Origin of the sequence: Pseudomonas frederiksbergensis, assembly GCF_017114915.1 — a bacterium.
Lineage (GTDB): Bacteria > Pseudomonadota > Gammaproteobacteria > Pseudomonadales > Pseudomonadaceae > Aquipseudomonas > Aquipseudomonas frederiksbergensis_I.
On the sequence record NZ_JAAUOE010000021.1, the window covers coordinates 1 to 14,665 of the forward strand.

Sequence of the window (14,665 nt, forward strand, 5' to 3'; positions counted from 1 at the left end):
TGAGAAAATCGTCAAATTTTTACCGTTCTTTGGCAATCTCGACGATCTGGACTCAGATAGTCCAAATAAAAAAATAGCGGCCATATTCGGCTTATTCACCGACTCAGTCTCTTTTTTATTGCCCATTGGAAAGTTTGTTTCAGGCACGGTAAAACTGGCCTCTACCTCTGTTCGGATGGGTTTTAAAAATACGCTTCCGAAATTTTCTTCACTGTCCAGAGAGTTGCTGGTTGCATCCCTGCAAAATTTTAATCCTCTGGATGGTTTGCCGACGCTGGCCAAAGCAGCTGTACGGGGTTTGTACGCCGCCAATACATTCGTTCTTAAAGCCGCTATCAGGAATATCGAGAGGCTGGTTATGAGGACAGGTAAATACGATTTTGTAAAAGGACTGCCACAGGTCACTGATCCCGGTCGCTATAAACTTCTGTCTGCCACGGATGATCTGGCGTCGGTAAAAGGGCTCGATGACGTACCGGTACGTAAAATCGCAAGCACCCAACCGCCCCACTATCGACTGATTGACCCGATTTCCGGCAAACCCTATGGCCCCTCTCTTGCCACCCACAGTGATGAACTGGCGCTGGGACGATCCGCTTATCGACCTTTGGAAAAGACCGACCAGCACACCATCGTCGAGGTGGCAGAAAATGCCAAAGTCCGTGAAGTGCTCGAAGTCGATGGCCGGACGACAATGTTTATCGATGACGTGGCTTATCAGCTCGACACAGACATGCTGCGCCGCGCGGACAAAATAGATATCGGTGACAGGCTTAAAGCGCTTCCATGTCGAGTACGGCGTGAGTCAAACGCCGTATGCGCAACAATTTTTGTAACGGCGATTCCCGCTGCCCCTCCCTTCCCCGCTAATCGATTCGACGAGACAAAAGGCTGGGCGCTCTGGTTCGGGGACGCGATTTACACGCCGGCCAATGGCCGTGCACCTATGGAAGTGGCCTCCTTCGCGAATCGTAACAACCTCAACGCCACCATGGAGTTTCGCAAAGGTATTTATGGACGCGTCAAAATCAACGTACCCGAGCAGGGGCTTGACGATACTTTTCAGGTCGGCGCCATCATTTGCGGATCCATGGACCGGTCGAAACAATATGTTTTCACACGCCTGAACGCGGGGGACTTTTACGTTGCCGAGTTGGCAAAAGGTCAAAGCCTGAGAGAGGCGCTGACTTTCAAGCAGGCCTCAACGTTGGCGCCGGGGCTCAAGGACGAATTAGTGACGGTGTACACCGGTTCGCTGAACGCCAATAACATGGCGAGGATTCACGGCATCGACAAGGTCGAGCACGCGATCAAAGCCATGGACGAAATTGCCATCCCGATTGGCAGCCATCTCAACCCACCCGATACGCTCAAATTGATCAAGGTGGACACCACCCCGGCCGAGGCGGCTCTGTTCGACCATTCCACAAGAATGATCATCAGGAGTTCAACCGATGGTGCGGCGACTTGGTCATTGTCCAGGAATGCACCGGACAGTGTTCGTGAAACGACTGCGGAGGTCTTCAATGCTCTGTTCAAGAGAACCGTCATAACCGTCGACTCGACTCAGACCGGGGCCAAGGCATTGAAAATCGATGACACGATGAGGCAACTGCAAAAAATCATAAGCAAAAAACTGCGTAGACCTTTGAATAATCGCAGAAACATCGCGTTTGCCGAGATCAAAACCAAATCAGGGGTGCGTGAAATCTATGTCAGCGTTTCCGGCAGCAAAGGCGACACCGGTTTCCTGCCAATGTTTGAAAAACCAGCTAACAGAAAGGAGGTAACCGTCGCCAGCACCCGCTACTTCAATATAGACAGTAGAACCTGGTTCCCGGAAACCGCACTAAACGTAACCCCAGAAAACAAGCTACTGGCGATCCCGCACACCATCGAGGATATTGAGACGTACACGCCTGCACTCACTTTACGTCCCACCTCGCTGGACACCGAGAGCAAGCTCATTAGCGTCATACGCACGAAATACCCCGATCCAAAAGTTCTGGACTCCATCACGATCGCCACCACCATGGCGCCCTGCGACTCCTGTTCGATCGTCATGAAGCAGTTCGGCTATGACGGCAGCCCCAACGCGCTGGATGTGATCTGGAAATAAGCGCTCGTCAGAACTACAACCGCTGCAAATGCCCATAAAGCTTGGCATACAACCCACCATCAGCAATCAATTGCTGATGGTCGCCATCTTCGGCCACCTGCCCACCATCGAACACCAGCACCCGGTCGGCCTGTTTCACGGCCGACAACCGGTGCGCAATGATCAGCGTGGTGCGGTGGCTCAAGAACCGCGCCAGCGCCTGGTGCAGGTTGTATTCGGTGGCGGCGTCCAGAGCGGACGTGGCCTCGTCGAGGATCACCACCTTGGGTTCGGCCAATACCATCCGCGCAATCGCCAGACGTTGACGCTGCCCGCCGGACAAGCGTACGCCGGATCGCCCGACGATGCTGTCCAGGCCATTGGGCAACTCACGCACCGTGTGGTGCAACTGAGCAATTTCCAGTGCCTGCCAGCAAGCTTCGTCGCTGCGTTCGCGGCCCATGGTCAGGTTGGCCCGCACGGTGTCGTTGAACAGGGCGGGATGTTGCAAAACCACCGCGACATTTTCCCGCACGGTTTCCAGGCCGATCTCTTGCTGAGTCGAACCACCGAAACGAATGGTGCCGGCCAGCGGCGTGTACAAGCCCAGCAGCAACTGCACCAGGGTGCTTTTACCACCGCCACTGGCGCCAACGATTGCGACTTTTTCACCCGGGGCGATCGACAGGTTCATTTGGTTCAGCACCAATTCGTCGCCGTAGCCGAAACTCAGCCCCTGAACTTCGATGCCCACCGTGTCGCGGCCCTGGAACGGGTCGACACTGCCGGTGTATTGCGGCTCGTCGGCACGGGCCAGCAGTTCGTTGATCCGCGACAGCGCGCCGCCGGCTGCGTAAAAGGCGTACTGCAGATTGAGCAGTTGTTCCACCGGACCGATCATGAACCACAGGTAGCTGAACACCGCCAGCATCTGGCCGATGGACAGGTCGGAAAACAGCACGGTGAGCATGGCCGCCGCGCGAAAAATATCGATGCCGAACTGGAACAGCAAACCGCTGGCCCGGTTCGATGCATCGGTTTTCCACTGTGAGCTCACGGCGTAATCGCGCACTTCACGGGCGCGCTGGCCCAGCCGCCCGAGGAAAAAGCCCTGCCGGTTACCGGCGCGCACTTCCTGGATGGCATCCAGGGTTTCGGTCAAGGCCTGGGTGAAGCGCGAGGTGCTGTCGTTCTCGAGTTTCTTCAGATGCTTGACCCGTTTGCCCAACTGCACGGTGGCGTAGATCACCAACGGGTTGAACAACAGAATCAATAGCGCGAGCTTCCAATGCATCCACATTAGAATGGACGCTGTGCCCACCAGCGTCAGCATGGCCACGAGGAAACGACTGAGGGTTTCACCGACGAATTTGTCCAGCGTGTCCAGGTCGGTGACCAGGTGCGTGGTCACCGTGCCGCTGCCCAGGCTTTCGTATTCCCCCAGCGAGATGCATTTGAGCCGTTCGATCAGCCGCATCCGGATCCGATACACGATGTCCTTGGCCAGCGCCGCAAACAATTTCGCCTGCACCACGTTGAAGAACAACGCGGTGCAACGCAGTACCAGGGTTACCAGCAGCATCAGACCAATGTAACCCGCAGCTTTCTGCCAGACGTCGGGCAGCGCGTGGTTCATCAGTTTCAGCGCGGCGTCACCATGACCCAGCAGCACTTCGTCCACCAGCAACGGCAACAGCAACGGGATCGGCACGCTGCACAGCGTGGCCAATACCGCTACGCCGTTGGCGATCCACAGGGATTTTTTATGGTGCAGGGCCAGGCGACGGATTTCCGCCCAGCTCAGACGATCGACACGCGCAGGGGCTGGAGCGTCATCAGGCAGATCATGCACAGGCAGCGCGCTCCAGCCAGCGGCCGAGCAACGGTGACAACACACTCAGAGGCTGATACCCATTGGTCAGCAGCGCCAATTGACCATCACGCTCTGCCAGCAAGGTCGGGAAACCGGCAATGCCCAGGTCCTGGACCCAGGTGAAATCGGCAGCGGTCGCGGCGTGCTGATCGGCACGGTCGAACGCAGCGGCAAATTCGATGCGCGGCAAACCGGCCTGCTCCGCCAGCTCCACCAGCACACTGGCGTGGGTGACATCGCGCCCTTCGGCGTAGAACGCATGCTGGATCAGCCCGAGCAGTTTCCAGGCGCAATCCGGCGCCAGGCTGCGCGCGGTCACCAGGGCCCGACAGGCAGGCTCGGTGTCGTAGACAAACCCGTCGGGCAACGCACCTTCAAACTTGAACGGCTGGCCGGTGGCCTCGGCGACCGCCTGCCAGTGCTCAAGGATGTAGCGCCGGGTGGTCGGCTCCAGCGCCGCGCCACTGCCGGTACGCAAACCGCCCACCACCAGGTGCAACTCCACACCCGCCGCCTGCGCCTGCTCAACCAGCGCTTTGGCCACCGGAGCAAAACCCCAGCACCAGGAACACATCGGATCCATCACATAGAGCAGGCGCGCAGACATGGTTCAGGCCTCGGAAGCGGATTGCTTGTAGTTGTAACCGATCGGGTGCGGCATGTTGCGCGCCTTGGCCAGTTCGATCTGCTTCTGCCGGTCGATGGCACTGCGACGGGTTTTCTCGCTCAGCTTATCCCAGCAATGCGGGCAACTGATGCCGGCCACGTAGTGCTCGGATGCACGGTCTTCCACGCTGACGGGCGTACGACAGGCATGACATTGATCGTAGTCGCCTTCGCTGAGGTCGTGACGCACGGTCACGCGGTTATCGAACACGAAGCAGTCGCCCTGCCATTTGGTTTCTTCCTGCGGCACCTCTTCGAGGTACTTCAGGATGCCGCCCTTGAGGTGATAGACCTCGTCGAAACCCTGGCTGAGCATGTAGCTGGAAGCTTTCTCGCAACGAATGCCGCCGGTGCAGAACATCGCGACTTTCTTGTGCACGGCCGGGTCGAAATTGGCTTTGATGTAGTCGGGGAATTCGCGAAAACTGGTGGTCTTCGGATCGATGGCGCCTTCGAAGGTACCGATCGAGACTTCATAGTCGTTGCGGGTGTCGATCAACAGCACTTGCGGATCGCTGATCAGTGCGTTCCAGTTTTGCGGATCCACATAGGTGCCGACCTTTTTGTTCGGGTCTACGCCTTCGACGCCCAGGGTGACGATTTCTTTCTTGAGTTTGACCTTGGTGCGGTAGAACGGCTGCTCGTCGCAGTACGACTCTTTGTGGTCGATGTCGTCCATGCGCGGGTCGTTCTTGAGCCAGGCCATCAGCCCGTCGATACCTTCGCGGCTGCCGGACACGGTGCCGTTGATGCCCTCTTCGGCGATCAGCAGGGTGCCTTTGATGCCGTTGTCGACCATCGCTTGCAGCAGTGGCTCGCGCAGGTCGACGTAATTTTCCAGGGTGACGAACTTATACAGTGCCGCCACGACAATCTGTTGTGTCATGGGTGATTCTCCAGGTGGCTACCCTCGTAAGGGGTGAACCGGATGCGAAAAAAAACGCGCCGGGTGAGCGGCGCGTTGCGGATTCTAGCAAAAATAAACCCTTCTGTAGGAGCTTGGCTTGCCAGCGATGGCGTTCTTGAATACGTCTTCGCCGGCAAGCCGTGCTCCTACAGATGGTGATCTCAGTGCTTGCTGCCGCCAGCACAGGTCGGCGAGGCCGGAGCTGCGTCGATCTGTGCCCATTCCTCCGGCGTGTAGGTATGCAGCGCCAACGCATGGAATTCGCCCATCAGTTCGCCCAAAGTGCCGTACACCTTCTGGTGACGCTTGACGCGATTGAGCCCTTCGAACTGCCGGCTGACCACCACCGCCTTGAAATGGGTCTGCAACCCACGGCTGTGCATGTGGCTTTCATCCAGCACTTGCAGGTGCTCGGGCTGTAACAGCCCCAGCGTCGATTCGATGCGTTGTTGCATGGTCATCCCGAACTCCGCTTAAGGCTTTTTCTTGGCTGGAGCGGCCGCATCTTTCGGCGTCAGCTCGGTGGTCATGTCGTCCAGCAGTTTGTTGACCACAGGCACCGCGCTTTCCAGCTTGGCTTGAGTCATCTGGGCCGATTGCTGAGTCAGCTGCGGCATTTTTTCCAGGACTTTCTTGCCCAGTGGCGACTGATAGAACGCCACCAGGTCCTTGAGTTCGGATTCGCTGAAGTTGGTGGTGTAGAGCTTGACCATGTCCGGCTTCAGCTTGTTCCAGCCAATGGCTGCGTCCAGCGCGGCGTTGGCCTTGGCCTGGTAAGTTTCCAGAACGGCTTTTTTCGCTTCAGGGGCTTTGGTCTGTGCAAAGCGTTGAGCGAACATTTGCTGCACTTGCATGTACACCGGAGTGCCCAGTTTGTCAGCGTGCGCCAGGGTCAGGAACGCTTCGGCACTGGCGTTGTGGCTGGCGGTATCGGCAAAAACCTGGCCGCTGGCGCAAACCAGTGCAACCGCGGTACAGATGGCACGAAGACGAGTCATCGAGTTTCCTTTTCTAGCAGGCGAGGTATAACCCCAAGGGCGACCATTCTGCGCCTAAAAAAGTGTGTCGCTCAACCCCAAGCCTTGTCGCGCCTGATTTAGAGGGGTTGAACGGTGGAATTATCGACCGATGGAACCACGGCCGGCGATCACGGCCTAAACTGCGCTATCAGACCTACAGGAGTGTGCATGATGAGCCGTATCGAAACCGACAGCCTGGGCCAGGTGGAAGTCCCGGATGACGCTTACTGGGGCGCTCAGACGCAACGCTCGCTGATCAACTTCGCCATCGGCAACGAACGCATGCCGCTGGCCGTGCTGCACGCCCTGGCCCTGATCAAGAAAGCCGCGGCGCGCGTCAACGATCGCAATGGCGACCTGCCCGCCGATATTGCCCGCCTGATCGAACAAGCGGCCGACGAAGTGCTCGACGGTGACCACGACGACCAGTTTCCGCTGGTGGTCTGGCAGACCGGCAGCGGCACCCAGAGCAACATGAACGTTAACGAAGTGATCGCCGGTCGCGCCAACGAACTGGCCGGCAACCCACGTGGCGGCAAGACCCCGGTGCACCCCAACGATCACGTCAATCGCTCCCAGAGTTCCAACGACTGCTTCCCCACCGCCATGCACATCGCGACGGTTCAGGCGGTGCAGCAGCATTTGCTGCCGGCGATCGGTGAGTTGTCTGGCGGGCTGGCGGAGTTGTCCGCGCGGCACATGAAACTGGTCAAGACCGGTCGTACCCACATGATGGACGCCACGCCGATTACCTTCGGCCAGGAACTCTCGGCGTTCATCGCGCAACTGGATTACGCCGAGCAGGCAATCCGCAGCGCATTGCCGGCGGTCTGTGAACTGGCTCAGGGCGGCACCGCGGTCGGCACCGGGTTGAACTCGCCCCATGGGTTTGGCGAAGCGATTGCCGCCGAACTGGCCGCCCTCTCCGGCCTGCCCTTCGTCACCGCGCCGAACAAATTCGCCGCACTGGCCGGTCATGAGCCACTGACTACCCTATCCGGGGCCCTGAAAACCCTAGCCGTGACCCTGATGAAAATCGCCAACGACCTGCGCGTGCTGGGCTCCGGACCGCGAGCCGGGTTCGCCGAAGTGAAACTGCCGGCCAACGAGCCGGGCAGCTCGATCATGCCCGGCAAGGTCAACCCGACTCAGTGCGAAGCCCTGTCGATGCTGGCCTGTCAGGTGCTGGGCAACGACGTCGCCATCGGTTTTGCCGCCAGTCAGGGGCACCTGCAATTGAACGTGTTCAAACCGGTGATCATCCACAACCTGCTGCAATCGATCCGCTTGCTGGGCGACGGTTGCAGCAACTTCCAGCAGCATTGCATCGCCGGCCTGGAACCGGATGCCGAGAAAATGGCCGAGCATCTGGAACGAGGCTTGATGCTGGTGACGGCGCTGAACCCGCACATCGGCTACGACAAATCAGCCGAGATTGCCAAGAAGGCTTATAGCGAGGGGCTGACGCTGCGTGAGGCGGCGTTGCAGTTGGGGTATCTGACCAATGAAGAGTTCGATGCGTGGGTGAGGCCGGAGAATATGCTGGAGGCGGGAGCCAAGGGCTGAGATTTGCAGCGGCTGACAGTCCGCCATCGCGAGCCTGCTCGCGATGAACGATAACGCGGTCTAACTGGCCGCCATCCGCACCCGCCGGGCCCTGAGCCCGGCGATCAACGATGGCCCCAACGCCACCAGCGCCGACCCGAGCACCACCAGCACCGCCCCGCCATAACCCAAGCCGTTGATCGTCTCGGCCTGCACAAAATCAGGCCATAACCACGCCGCCACGGCCACCGCGGCAAACGTCACCAGCGGCGTGATCGCCAGCGTCGCGCTGACCCGCGAAGCTTCCCAATGGGCCAGGGCTTCGGCGAAGGCGCCATAAGCGATCAGGGTATTCAAACAGCACGCCAGCAGTAGCCAGCCTTGCAGCGGGCTCAACTGCAGCGCTTGCAGCGGATGCACCCAAGGCGTCAGCAGCAGCGCGCAGAACAGGTAAATCACCATCATCACCTGCAACGAATTCCACACCGTGAGCAATTGCTTCTGGCCCAAGGCATAGAAGGTCCAGACCGTGGACGCCAACAGCACCATCAGCACGCCCGCGGTGTAGTCGGTCAGGGAGGTGAGCAACTCACTCAAGCGCTGATTGAAGAACAGCGCAAAGCCGATCAACAGCACCAACAGGCCAATCCCCTGCCCCACGCTGAACCGCTCCTTGAACACGAACAGACTGGCGATCAACAACATGATCGGGCCCATTTGCACCACCAGTTGCGCGGTACCGGGGCTGAGCAGGTTCAGGCCCATCAGGTACAGCACGTAGTTGCCGACCAGTCCAAGTACCGCCATCAACACCAGCCAGCCACCGCGCGGACCGAGAACTTTGCGACTCGGCAGGCGTTTGGTCGCCGCCAGATAAACGAGCAGGCAACCGCCGGATACAAGCAGGCGAAACCAGGTCACTGTCACCGGGTCCATCACCAGCAGTACCTGCTTGAGCTTGATCGGCAGGATTCCCCACAACAACGCGGTCAGCAAGGCCAGGAACAGACCATAAACCCAGCGACCCGATGAAATATGCATGCTGACCCCGAAGCCGATTGGCGCAAACGGTCATTCTAGGCCCAGACCGGGGCACGACACAGGGACAGTTGCCGACGGGCCGCGAATGAAACTGTGCAGGTCGCACCGTGAAGTTGAGGACATGCCGTCGATCAGCTGACCGGGCGTTGCAGGTGGTTCACGCATAAGCTCATTGAAACCGTCATCCGCAGGAGATCGCCATGTACGGCATGCGCGCCCAAGACAACGCCCCCGCCACGCACTTTCGCTGTGACCGTCTCTGTCGTGTGAATGGAGAGCTGTATTTCACCACCCGGGAGCGCACGCTGGAGGGGCCGTTCGAAAACCGGGAGGCCGCGGTGCGTGAGATTCAGGCGTATACCGAGCGGATGCAGTTCTTGTGTACTAACCGGTAAACCGCGTCGCCTGCATCGCGGGCAAGCCCGCTCCCACAGGGTTCTCACAGTACCGTAGGAGCGGGCTTGCCCGCGAAGGCGATCCGACAGATTTAACGCACCGCCTCAAACAACCCCGTAGCCCCCATCCCGCCCCCCACGCACATGGTGACGATGCCGTAACGCAGGTTACGCCGCTGCAACTCACGCACGATGTGCCCGACCTGACGCGAACCGGTCATGCCGAACGGGTGGCCGATGGAAATCGAACCGCCGTTGACGTTGTATTTGTCGTTGTCGATCTCCAGCCGATCGCGGCTGTACAGGCATTGTGAGGCGAACGCTTCGTTGAGTTCCCACAAATCAATGTCGGCAACCTGCAACCCCTTGGCCTTGAGCAACTTCGGCACCGAGAACACCGGGCCGATGCCCATCTCGTCCGGCTGGCACCCCGCCACGGTGAAACCGCGAAAGAAGGCCTTGGGCTTGAGCCCCAACGCCAGGGCTTTTTCCAGGCTCATCACCAAGGTCATCGAAGCACCGTCGGACAACTGCGAAGAGTTGCCGGCCGTCACTGAGCCGTCTTCGGCAAACACCGGTTTCAACCCGGCCAGGCTTTGCAGGGTGGTGTCAGGGCGGTTGCAGTCGTCGTGATCGACGATGCCGTCGAGGATCTGCACCTGGCCGGTGGCCTTGTCTTCAACGCGATACTTCACCGCCATCGGCACGATTTCATCGTTGAACAACCCGGCGGCCTGCGCCATCGCCGTACGTTGCTGGCTTTGCAGGGCGTATAGATCCTGCTCTTCGCGGCTGACGCTGTAACGACGCGCGACAATCTCGGCGGTCTGGCCCATGGGGAGATAGATGCCCGGCGCCTGCTCTTTGAGCAGCGGGTTGATCAGGTGGTCGGTGTTGACACTTTTCAGGGTCAGGCTGATCGACTCGACACCGCCGGCGACGATGATGTCGCTGCAACCGGAAGCGATCTGATTGGCCGCAATGGCGATGGCCTGCAAGCCCGACGAACAGAAGCGGTTAAGGGTCATGCCCCCCGTGCCGATGCCCAGGTGCGACAGCACCGCGACGTTGCGACCGATGTTGTAGCCCTGGGCGCCTTCGTTGGAACCGGCGCCAACGATGCAATCCTCGACGCTGGCCGGGTCGACGTCATTGCGCGTGAGCAGCGCGTTGACACAATGGGCCGCCATGTCGTCGGGACGGGTCATGTTGAACTTGCCGCGAAAGGATTTGGCCAGGCCGGTCCGCACGCTGTCGACGATCACCACTTCACGCATGGCATACACCTCATTGTTGTTGTCAGTCAGGAGTTGCACCGAGCATAAGTCCGCTCTATGACTGACCGCGACAATCATTCACCCCGCGTATGCATAGCCATCGGTTCAGCGCTTGCGCTTCTTCAGTTTTTTCTCGCGCTTGTCGGACTTTTCGAAGGCCTCTTCCAGCGCCTGGTTAATGGTGCGCAGGACCTTGACCCGCGCCCAGCGCTTGTCGTTGGCTTCCACCAAGGTCCAGGGCGATACCTCGGTGCTGGTGCGATCGACCATGTCGCCGACGGCGACGCGATAGTCCTCCCATCTGTCGCGATTGCGCCAGTCGTCTTCAGTGATCTTGAAGCGCTTGAAGGGGATCGCTTCGCGCTCCTGGAAGCGCTCCATCTGAGTCTGTTTGTCGATGGCCAGCCAGAACTTGACCACGATCACTCCAGCATCGGCGAGCTGCTCTTCGAAGTCGTTGATCTCGCTGTAGGCGCGCATCCAGTCCGCCTTGCTGCAAAAGCCTTCGATGCGCTCCACCAACACCCGGCCATACCAGGAACGGTCGAACACAGTGAATTTTCCTCGCGCCGGAATATGCCGCCAGAACCGCCAGAGATACGGCTGCGCCCGTTCTTCCTCGGTAGGCGCGGCGATCGGCACGATGTCGTACTGGCGTGGGTCGAGCGCCGCGGCCACCCGCCGGATTGCCCCGCCCTTGCCTGCCGCGTCGTTGCCTTCGAACACCGCAATCAACGCGTGGCGACGCATGCGCTTGTCGCGCATCAGCCCGGAAAACCGCGCCTGCTCGGTAATCAGTTGCTCTTCATAATCGTCCTTTTCCAGGTGCAGGGTCAGGTCCAGGCTGTCGAGCAGATTCACTTGATCGACGCTGGGAAACAAAGGCGCCGCGCTGACTTTGTGCGGGTGAATCCTGGGTCTCTTCAGCGCGCTCTGCAGGCCCTCGAGCAAGATCTTGCCGACCGTAAGGCTGCGATAGCGCGCGTCCACGCCGGCGATCACATGCCACGGCGCATAGTCGCGACTGGTGCGGCGCAGCACCCGTTCGCCGTATTTCACGAACTTGTCGTAGGTCCGCGATTGTTGCCAGTCCAGCGGGCTGATGCGCCAACTGTGCAACGGGTCATCGGCCAGCGCCTTGAGCCGCGCTTTCATTTGTTTTTTGGAGAGGTGAAACCAGAACTTGAAGATCAGCGCGCCTTCGTCGCACAACATCTTCTCCAGCCGTTCGACCCCGTTGATGCTTTGATCGAGTCGCGGATCCTTGAACAAGCCATGAACCCGTCCTTGCAGCATCTGGCTGTACCAGTTACCGAAGAAAATCCCCATGCGCCCCTTGGCCGGGAACATCCGCCAGTAGCGCCAGGCCGGCGGTCGTGCCAGTTCTTCGTCGGTCTGCTGGTCGAACGTGCGGACCTCGATCGAGCGCGGGTCCATCCATTCGTTGAGCAACTTGACCGTCTCGCCCTTACCGGCCCCTTCGATGCCGTTGATCAAAATGATGACCGGAAAGCGGTGTTGCTGCCGAAGTTCGAACTGCGCTTCGAGCAAGGCCTCACGCAGGGGCGGTACTTCGGCGTCATAGGTTTCTTTGTCGATGGTATGACCGATTTCGGCGGATTCGAACATAAAGCGGCTCCTTCCAGGATTGAGCAAGACTAGCAGGTGTGCGGCGACGCAAATATGGTCAAGAGATCGCAGCGGCTACAGAATTTCAGCGACGGGTCGAACGCGCCTTGCCATGGATCAAGCACCGCCACGGCGATCGGCTAGAATGGCGGCCTTGCCGTTGCCGAGCCTGCCATGAAACCTGTATTGCCCCACGCCCAGCTCGACTGGGACGACCAAGGTCGCCCGCGTTCGCGGGTGTTCGATGATGTGTACTTTTCCGACCAGTCGGGTCTTGAAGAAACCCGCTACGTGTTTCTGGAGCAAAACGATTTGCGCGACCGCTTCGCCGCATTGCCGGCAGGCGGGCGACTGGTGATTGGCGAAACCGGGTTCGGCACCGGGCTGAATTTTCTCTGTGCCTGGCAGTTGTTCGAACAGCATGCAGTGGCCGGTGCACGGCTGCATTTTGTCAGTGTCGAAAAGTACCCGCTGAGCGCCCCCGACCTGCAACGAGCCCTGGCGTTATGGCCAGAGCTCAAGCCGTTTGCCGATCAATTACTGGCGCAATACGTGGCGATCCATCAAGGATTCCAGCGCCTGGTGCTGGGCAACGGTCGCGTCACCCTGACCTTGTTGATCGGCGATGTGCTGGAGCAGTTGCCGCAACTGGACGCACAGATCGACGCCTGGTTTCTCGACGGTTTCGCCCCGGCGAAAAACCCCGACATGTGGACTGCCGAGCTGTTTGCCGAACTGGCGCGTCTGGCGGCGCCCGGTTCGACCATCAGCACCTTCACCAGCACCGGTTGGGTACGCCGCCTGTTGAACGCCGCAGGCTTCAAGATGAAACGCACGCCAGGCATCGGTCACAAGTGGGAGATCCTGCGGGGCACGTTCCTGGGTTGGCCTGAAGAGGTCGTAAAACCTGCCGCGACTAAACCGTGGTTCGCTCGCCCAACCCCGCTGACCAGCGAACGCCGCGCCCTGGTGATCGGTGCCGGGCTGGCCGGTTGCGCCAGCGCCGCCAGCCTCGCCGCGCGGGGTTGGCAAGTGAGTCTGCTGGAGCGTCACGAAGGGCTGGCGCAGGAAGCCTCGGGCAATCCCCAGGGCGTGCTGTACCTCAAGCTTTCGGCCCACGGCACGGCGTTGTCGCAATTGATCGTCAGCGGTTTTGGCTACACCCGGCGTCTGCTGGAACAGCTGCAGCGTGGCGTCGACTGGGATGATTGCGGGGTCTTGCAACTGGCCTTCAATGCCAAGGAAGCCGAACGCCAGGCGCAACTGGCCGCGGCTTTTTCGCCCGACCTGGTGCACCTGCTCGATCGACCTCAAGCCCGGGCCCGGGCCGGCATCGAATTGGACCACGGCGGCTTGTTCTTCCCCGAAGGCGGCTGGGTTCATCCGCCCGCGTTGTGTCAGTGGCAGGCGTCCTCGACCAACATCCAGTGGCTGCCCCATCGCGAGGTGCTGGAGCTGCGCAAGGTCGATGATCAATGGCAGGCCTGGGACGGCGAAGCACTTTTAGCCAGTGCCCCCGTGGTCATTCTGGCCGGCGCCGCCGAGATCAAGCGCTTCCCCCAGAGCGCCGAACTGCCGCTCAAGCGTATTCGCGGCCAGATCACTCGACTGGCGCAAACCCCTGAAAGCCGGAGCCTGGCGACGGTCGTCTGCGCCGAAGGCTATGTGGCGCCTGCTCGTCTGGGCGAACACACCCTCGGCGCCAGCTTCGATTTCAAGAGTGACGATCTGGCCCCGACCGTTGCCGAGCACCTAGGTAACCTGGCGTTGCTCGAAGAAATTTCCACCGACCTGATCACCCGTCTGCATGTTCAAGACCTGGACCCGCTGAAGCTTGAAGGGCGCGCAGCGTTCCGTTGCACCAGCCCGGATTACTTGCCGATCGTCGGACCACTGGCCGACCAGGCCAGCTTCGCCACTGCCTATGCCGCACTGAGCAAAGATGCCCGCCAAGTGCCCGATGTGCCCTGCCCGTGGCTTGATGGGTTTTACGTCAACAGCGGCCATGGTTCTCGCGGTTTGATCACCGCGCCATTGTCCGGCGAGCTGCTGGCGGCATGGCTTGAGAGCGAGCCTTTACCCTTGCCCAAAGCCGTGGCCGAGGCTTGCCATCCCAACCGTTTTGCCTTGCGCCAGTTGATCCGCGGAAAAGCCTGACGCACAGCCATATAACTTATCGGTCTAAAACTCCAGGGATTCATCTGGGTCAGTTTCC

The 14,665-nt window shown here is 59.7% G+C and carries 11 protein-coding genes and 1 pseudogene; 4 read left to right on the forward strand and 8 right to left on the reverse strand.

Annotated elements, in window-relative coordinates:
- Positions 1–2,119 (forward strand): annotated as a pseudogene (locus tag HCU66_RS15985) (deaminase domain-containing protein); the annotation flags it as partial.
- Positions 2,120–2,132: 13 nt separating this feature from the next.
- Here HCU66_RS15985 and HCU66_RS15990 read toward each other — a convergent pair.
- The 5 genes from HCU66_RS15990 to HCU66_RS16010 all read right to left on the reverse strand — a co-directional run bounded on the left by HCU66_RS15990 (position 2,133) and on the right by HCU66_RS16010 (position 6,542).
- Positions 2,133–3,950: an ATP-binding cassette domain-containing protein gene (locus HCU66_RS15990; protein WP_205889394.1), complete on the reverse strand. Its 1,818-nt coding sequence runs from the start codon at positions 3,948–3,950 to the stop codon at positions 2,133–2,135.
- Positions 3,943–4,545, reverse strand: coding sequence for a DsbA family protein (locus tag HCU66_RS15995; RefSeq protein WP_205889472.1), 603 nt, complete (start codon positions 4,543–4,545; stop codon positions 3,943–3,945). The genes HCU66_RS15990 and HCU66_RS15995 overlap by 8 nt, the downstream gene beginning before the upstream one ends.
- A gap of 36 nt (positions 4,546–4,581) precedes the next feature.
- Positions 4,582–5,523: an oxygen-dependent tRNA uridine(34) hydroxylase TrhO gene (trhO, locus tag HCU66_RS16000; RefSeq protein WP_007939901.1), complete on the reverse strand. Its 942-nt coding sequence runs from the start codon at positions 5,521–5,523 to the stop codon at positions 4,582–4,584.
- A gap of 182 nt (positions 5,524–5,705) precedes the next feature.
- Complete coding sequence (locus tag HCU66_RS16005; RefSeq protein ID WP_007939900.1) at positions 5,706–6,005, reverse strand: BolA family protein; 300 nt, start codon at positions 6,003–6,005, stop codon at positions 5,706–5,708.
- Positions 6,006–6,017: 12 nt separating this feature from the next.
- Positions 6,018–6,542, reverse strand: a complete 525-nt coding sequence (locus HCU66_RS16010; protein ID WP_205889395.1) for a DUF2059 domain-containing protein — start codon at positions 6,540–6,542, stop codon at positions 6,018–6,020.
- Between the two features lie 192 nt (positions 6,543–6,734).
- On the opposite strand from HCU66_RS16010, the gene HCU66_RS16015 reads away from it, so the two are divergent.
- Positions 6,735–8,129, forward strand: coding sequence for a class II fumarate hydratase (locus tag HCU66_RS16015; protein WP_205889396.1), 1,395 nt, complete (start codon positions 6,735–6,737; stop codon positions 8,127–8,129).
- 60 nt (positions 8,130–8,189) lie between these two features.
- Here HCU66_RS16015 and HCU66_RS16020 read toward each other — a convergent pair whose 3' ends face one another.
- Complete coding sequence (locus tag HCU66_RS16020) at positions 8,190–9,149, reverse strand: DMT family transporter (RefSeq protein ID WP_205889397.1); 960 nt, start codon at positions 9,147–9,149, stop codon at positions 8,190–8,192.
- Positions 9,150–9,349: 200 nt separating this feature from the next.
- Here HCU66_RS16020 and HCU66_RS16025 point away from each other — a divergent pair, with 200 nt between their 5' ends.
- Entirely contained in the window at positions 9,350–9,544 is a 195-nt protein-coding gene (locus tag HCU66_RS16025) for a DUF6316 family protein (protein ID WP_205889398.1), read from the forward strand.
- Between the two features lie 92 nt (positions 9,545–9,636).
- Here the strand turns inward: HCU66_RS16025 and HCU66_RS16030 are convergent, their stop codons facing one another.
- Together HCU66_RS16030 and pap are read right to left on the reverse strand one after the other, a co-directional pair.
- Positions 9,637–10,821 carry a thiolase family protein gene (locus HCU66_RS16030; RefSeq protein ID WP_205889473.1) on the reverse strand — a complete coding sequence of 395 codons (1,185 nt, stop codon included), beginning with the start codon at positions 10,819–10,821 and terminating at the stop codon, positions 9,637–9,639.
- A gap of 105 nt (positions 10,822–10,926) precedes the next feature.
- Positions 10,927–12,450, reverse strand: coding sequence for a polyphosphate:AMP phosphotransferase (gene pap / locus HCU66_RS16035; RefSeq protein ID WP_205889399.1), 1,524 nt, complete (start codon positions 12,448–12,450; stop codon positions 10,927–10,929).
- A 174-nt stretch (positions 12,451–12,624) separates the two neighbouring features.
- Between pap and mnmC the strand changes: the two genes are divergently transcribed.
- A complete protein-coding gene (mnmC, locus tag HCU66_RS16040) occupies positions 12,625–14,607 on the forward strand; it encodes a bifunctional tRNA (5-methylaminomethyl-2-thiouridine)(34)-methyltransferase MnmC2/FAD-dependent 5-carboxymethylaminomethyl-2-thiouridine(34) oxidoreductase MnmC1 (protein WP_205889400.1) in 1,983 nt (660 codons plus the stop codon).
- Positions 14,608–14,665 lie beyond the last annotated feature (58 nt).

Excerpts from the sequence above, each read along its gene's own strand:
- HCU66_RS15995 (WP_205889472.1), bottom strand. The coding sequence starts at position 4,545 with ATGTGTTCCTGGTGCTGGGGTTTTGCTCCGGTGGCCAAAGCGCTGGTT.
- HCU66_RS16015 (WP_205889396.1), top strand. The coding sequence starts at position 6,735 with ATGAGCCGTATCGAAACCGACAGCCTGGGCCAGGTGGAAGTCCCGGAT.
- HCU66_RS16020 (WP_205889397.1), bottom strand. The coding sequence starts at position 9,149 with ATGCATATTTCATCGGGTCGCTGGGTTTATGGTCTGTTCCTGGCCTTG.
- HCU66_RS16025 (WP_205889398.1), top strand. The coding sequence starts at position 9,350 with ATGTACGGCATGCGCGCCCAAGACAACGCCCCCGCCACGCACTTTCGC.
- HCU66_RS16010 (WP_205889395.1), bottom strand. The coding sequence starts at position 6,542 with ATGACTCGTCTTCGTGCCATCTGTACCGCGGTTGCACTGGTTTGCGCC.
- HCU66_RS16005 (WP_007939900.1), bottom strand. The coding sequence starts at position 6,005 with ATGACCATGCAACAACGCATCGAATCGACGCTGGGGCTGTTACAGCCC.
- HCU66_RS16030 (WP_205889473.1), bottom strand. The coding sequence starts at position 10,821 with ATGCGTGAAGTGGTGATCGTCGACAGCGTGCGGACCGGCCTGGCCAAA.
- mnmC (WP_205889400.1), top strand. The coding sequence starts at position 12,625 with ATGAAACCTGTATTGCCCCACGCCCAGCTCGACTGGGACGACCAAGGT.
- pap (WP_205889399.1), bottom strand. The coding sequence starts at position 12,450 with ATGTTCGAATCCGCCGAAATCGGTCATACCATCGACAAAGAAACCTAT.
- trhO (WP_007939901.1), bottom strand. The coding sequence starts at position 5,523 with ATGACACAACAGATTGTCGTGGCGGCACTGTATAAGTTCGTCACCCTG.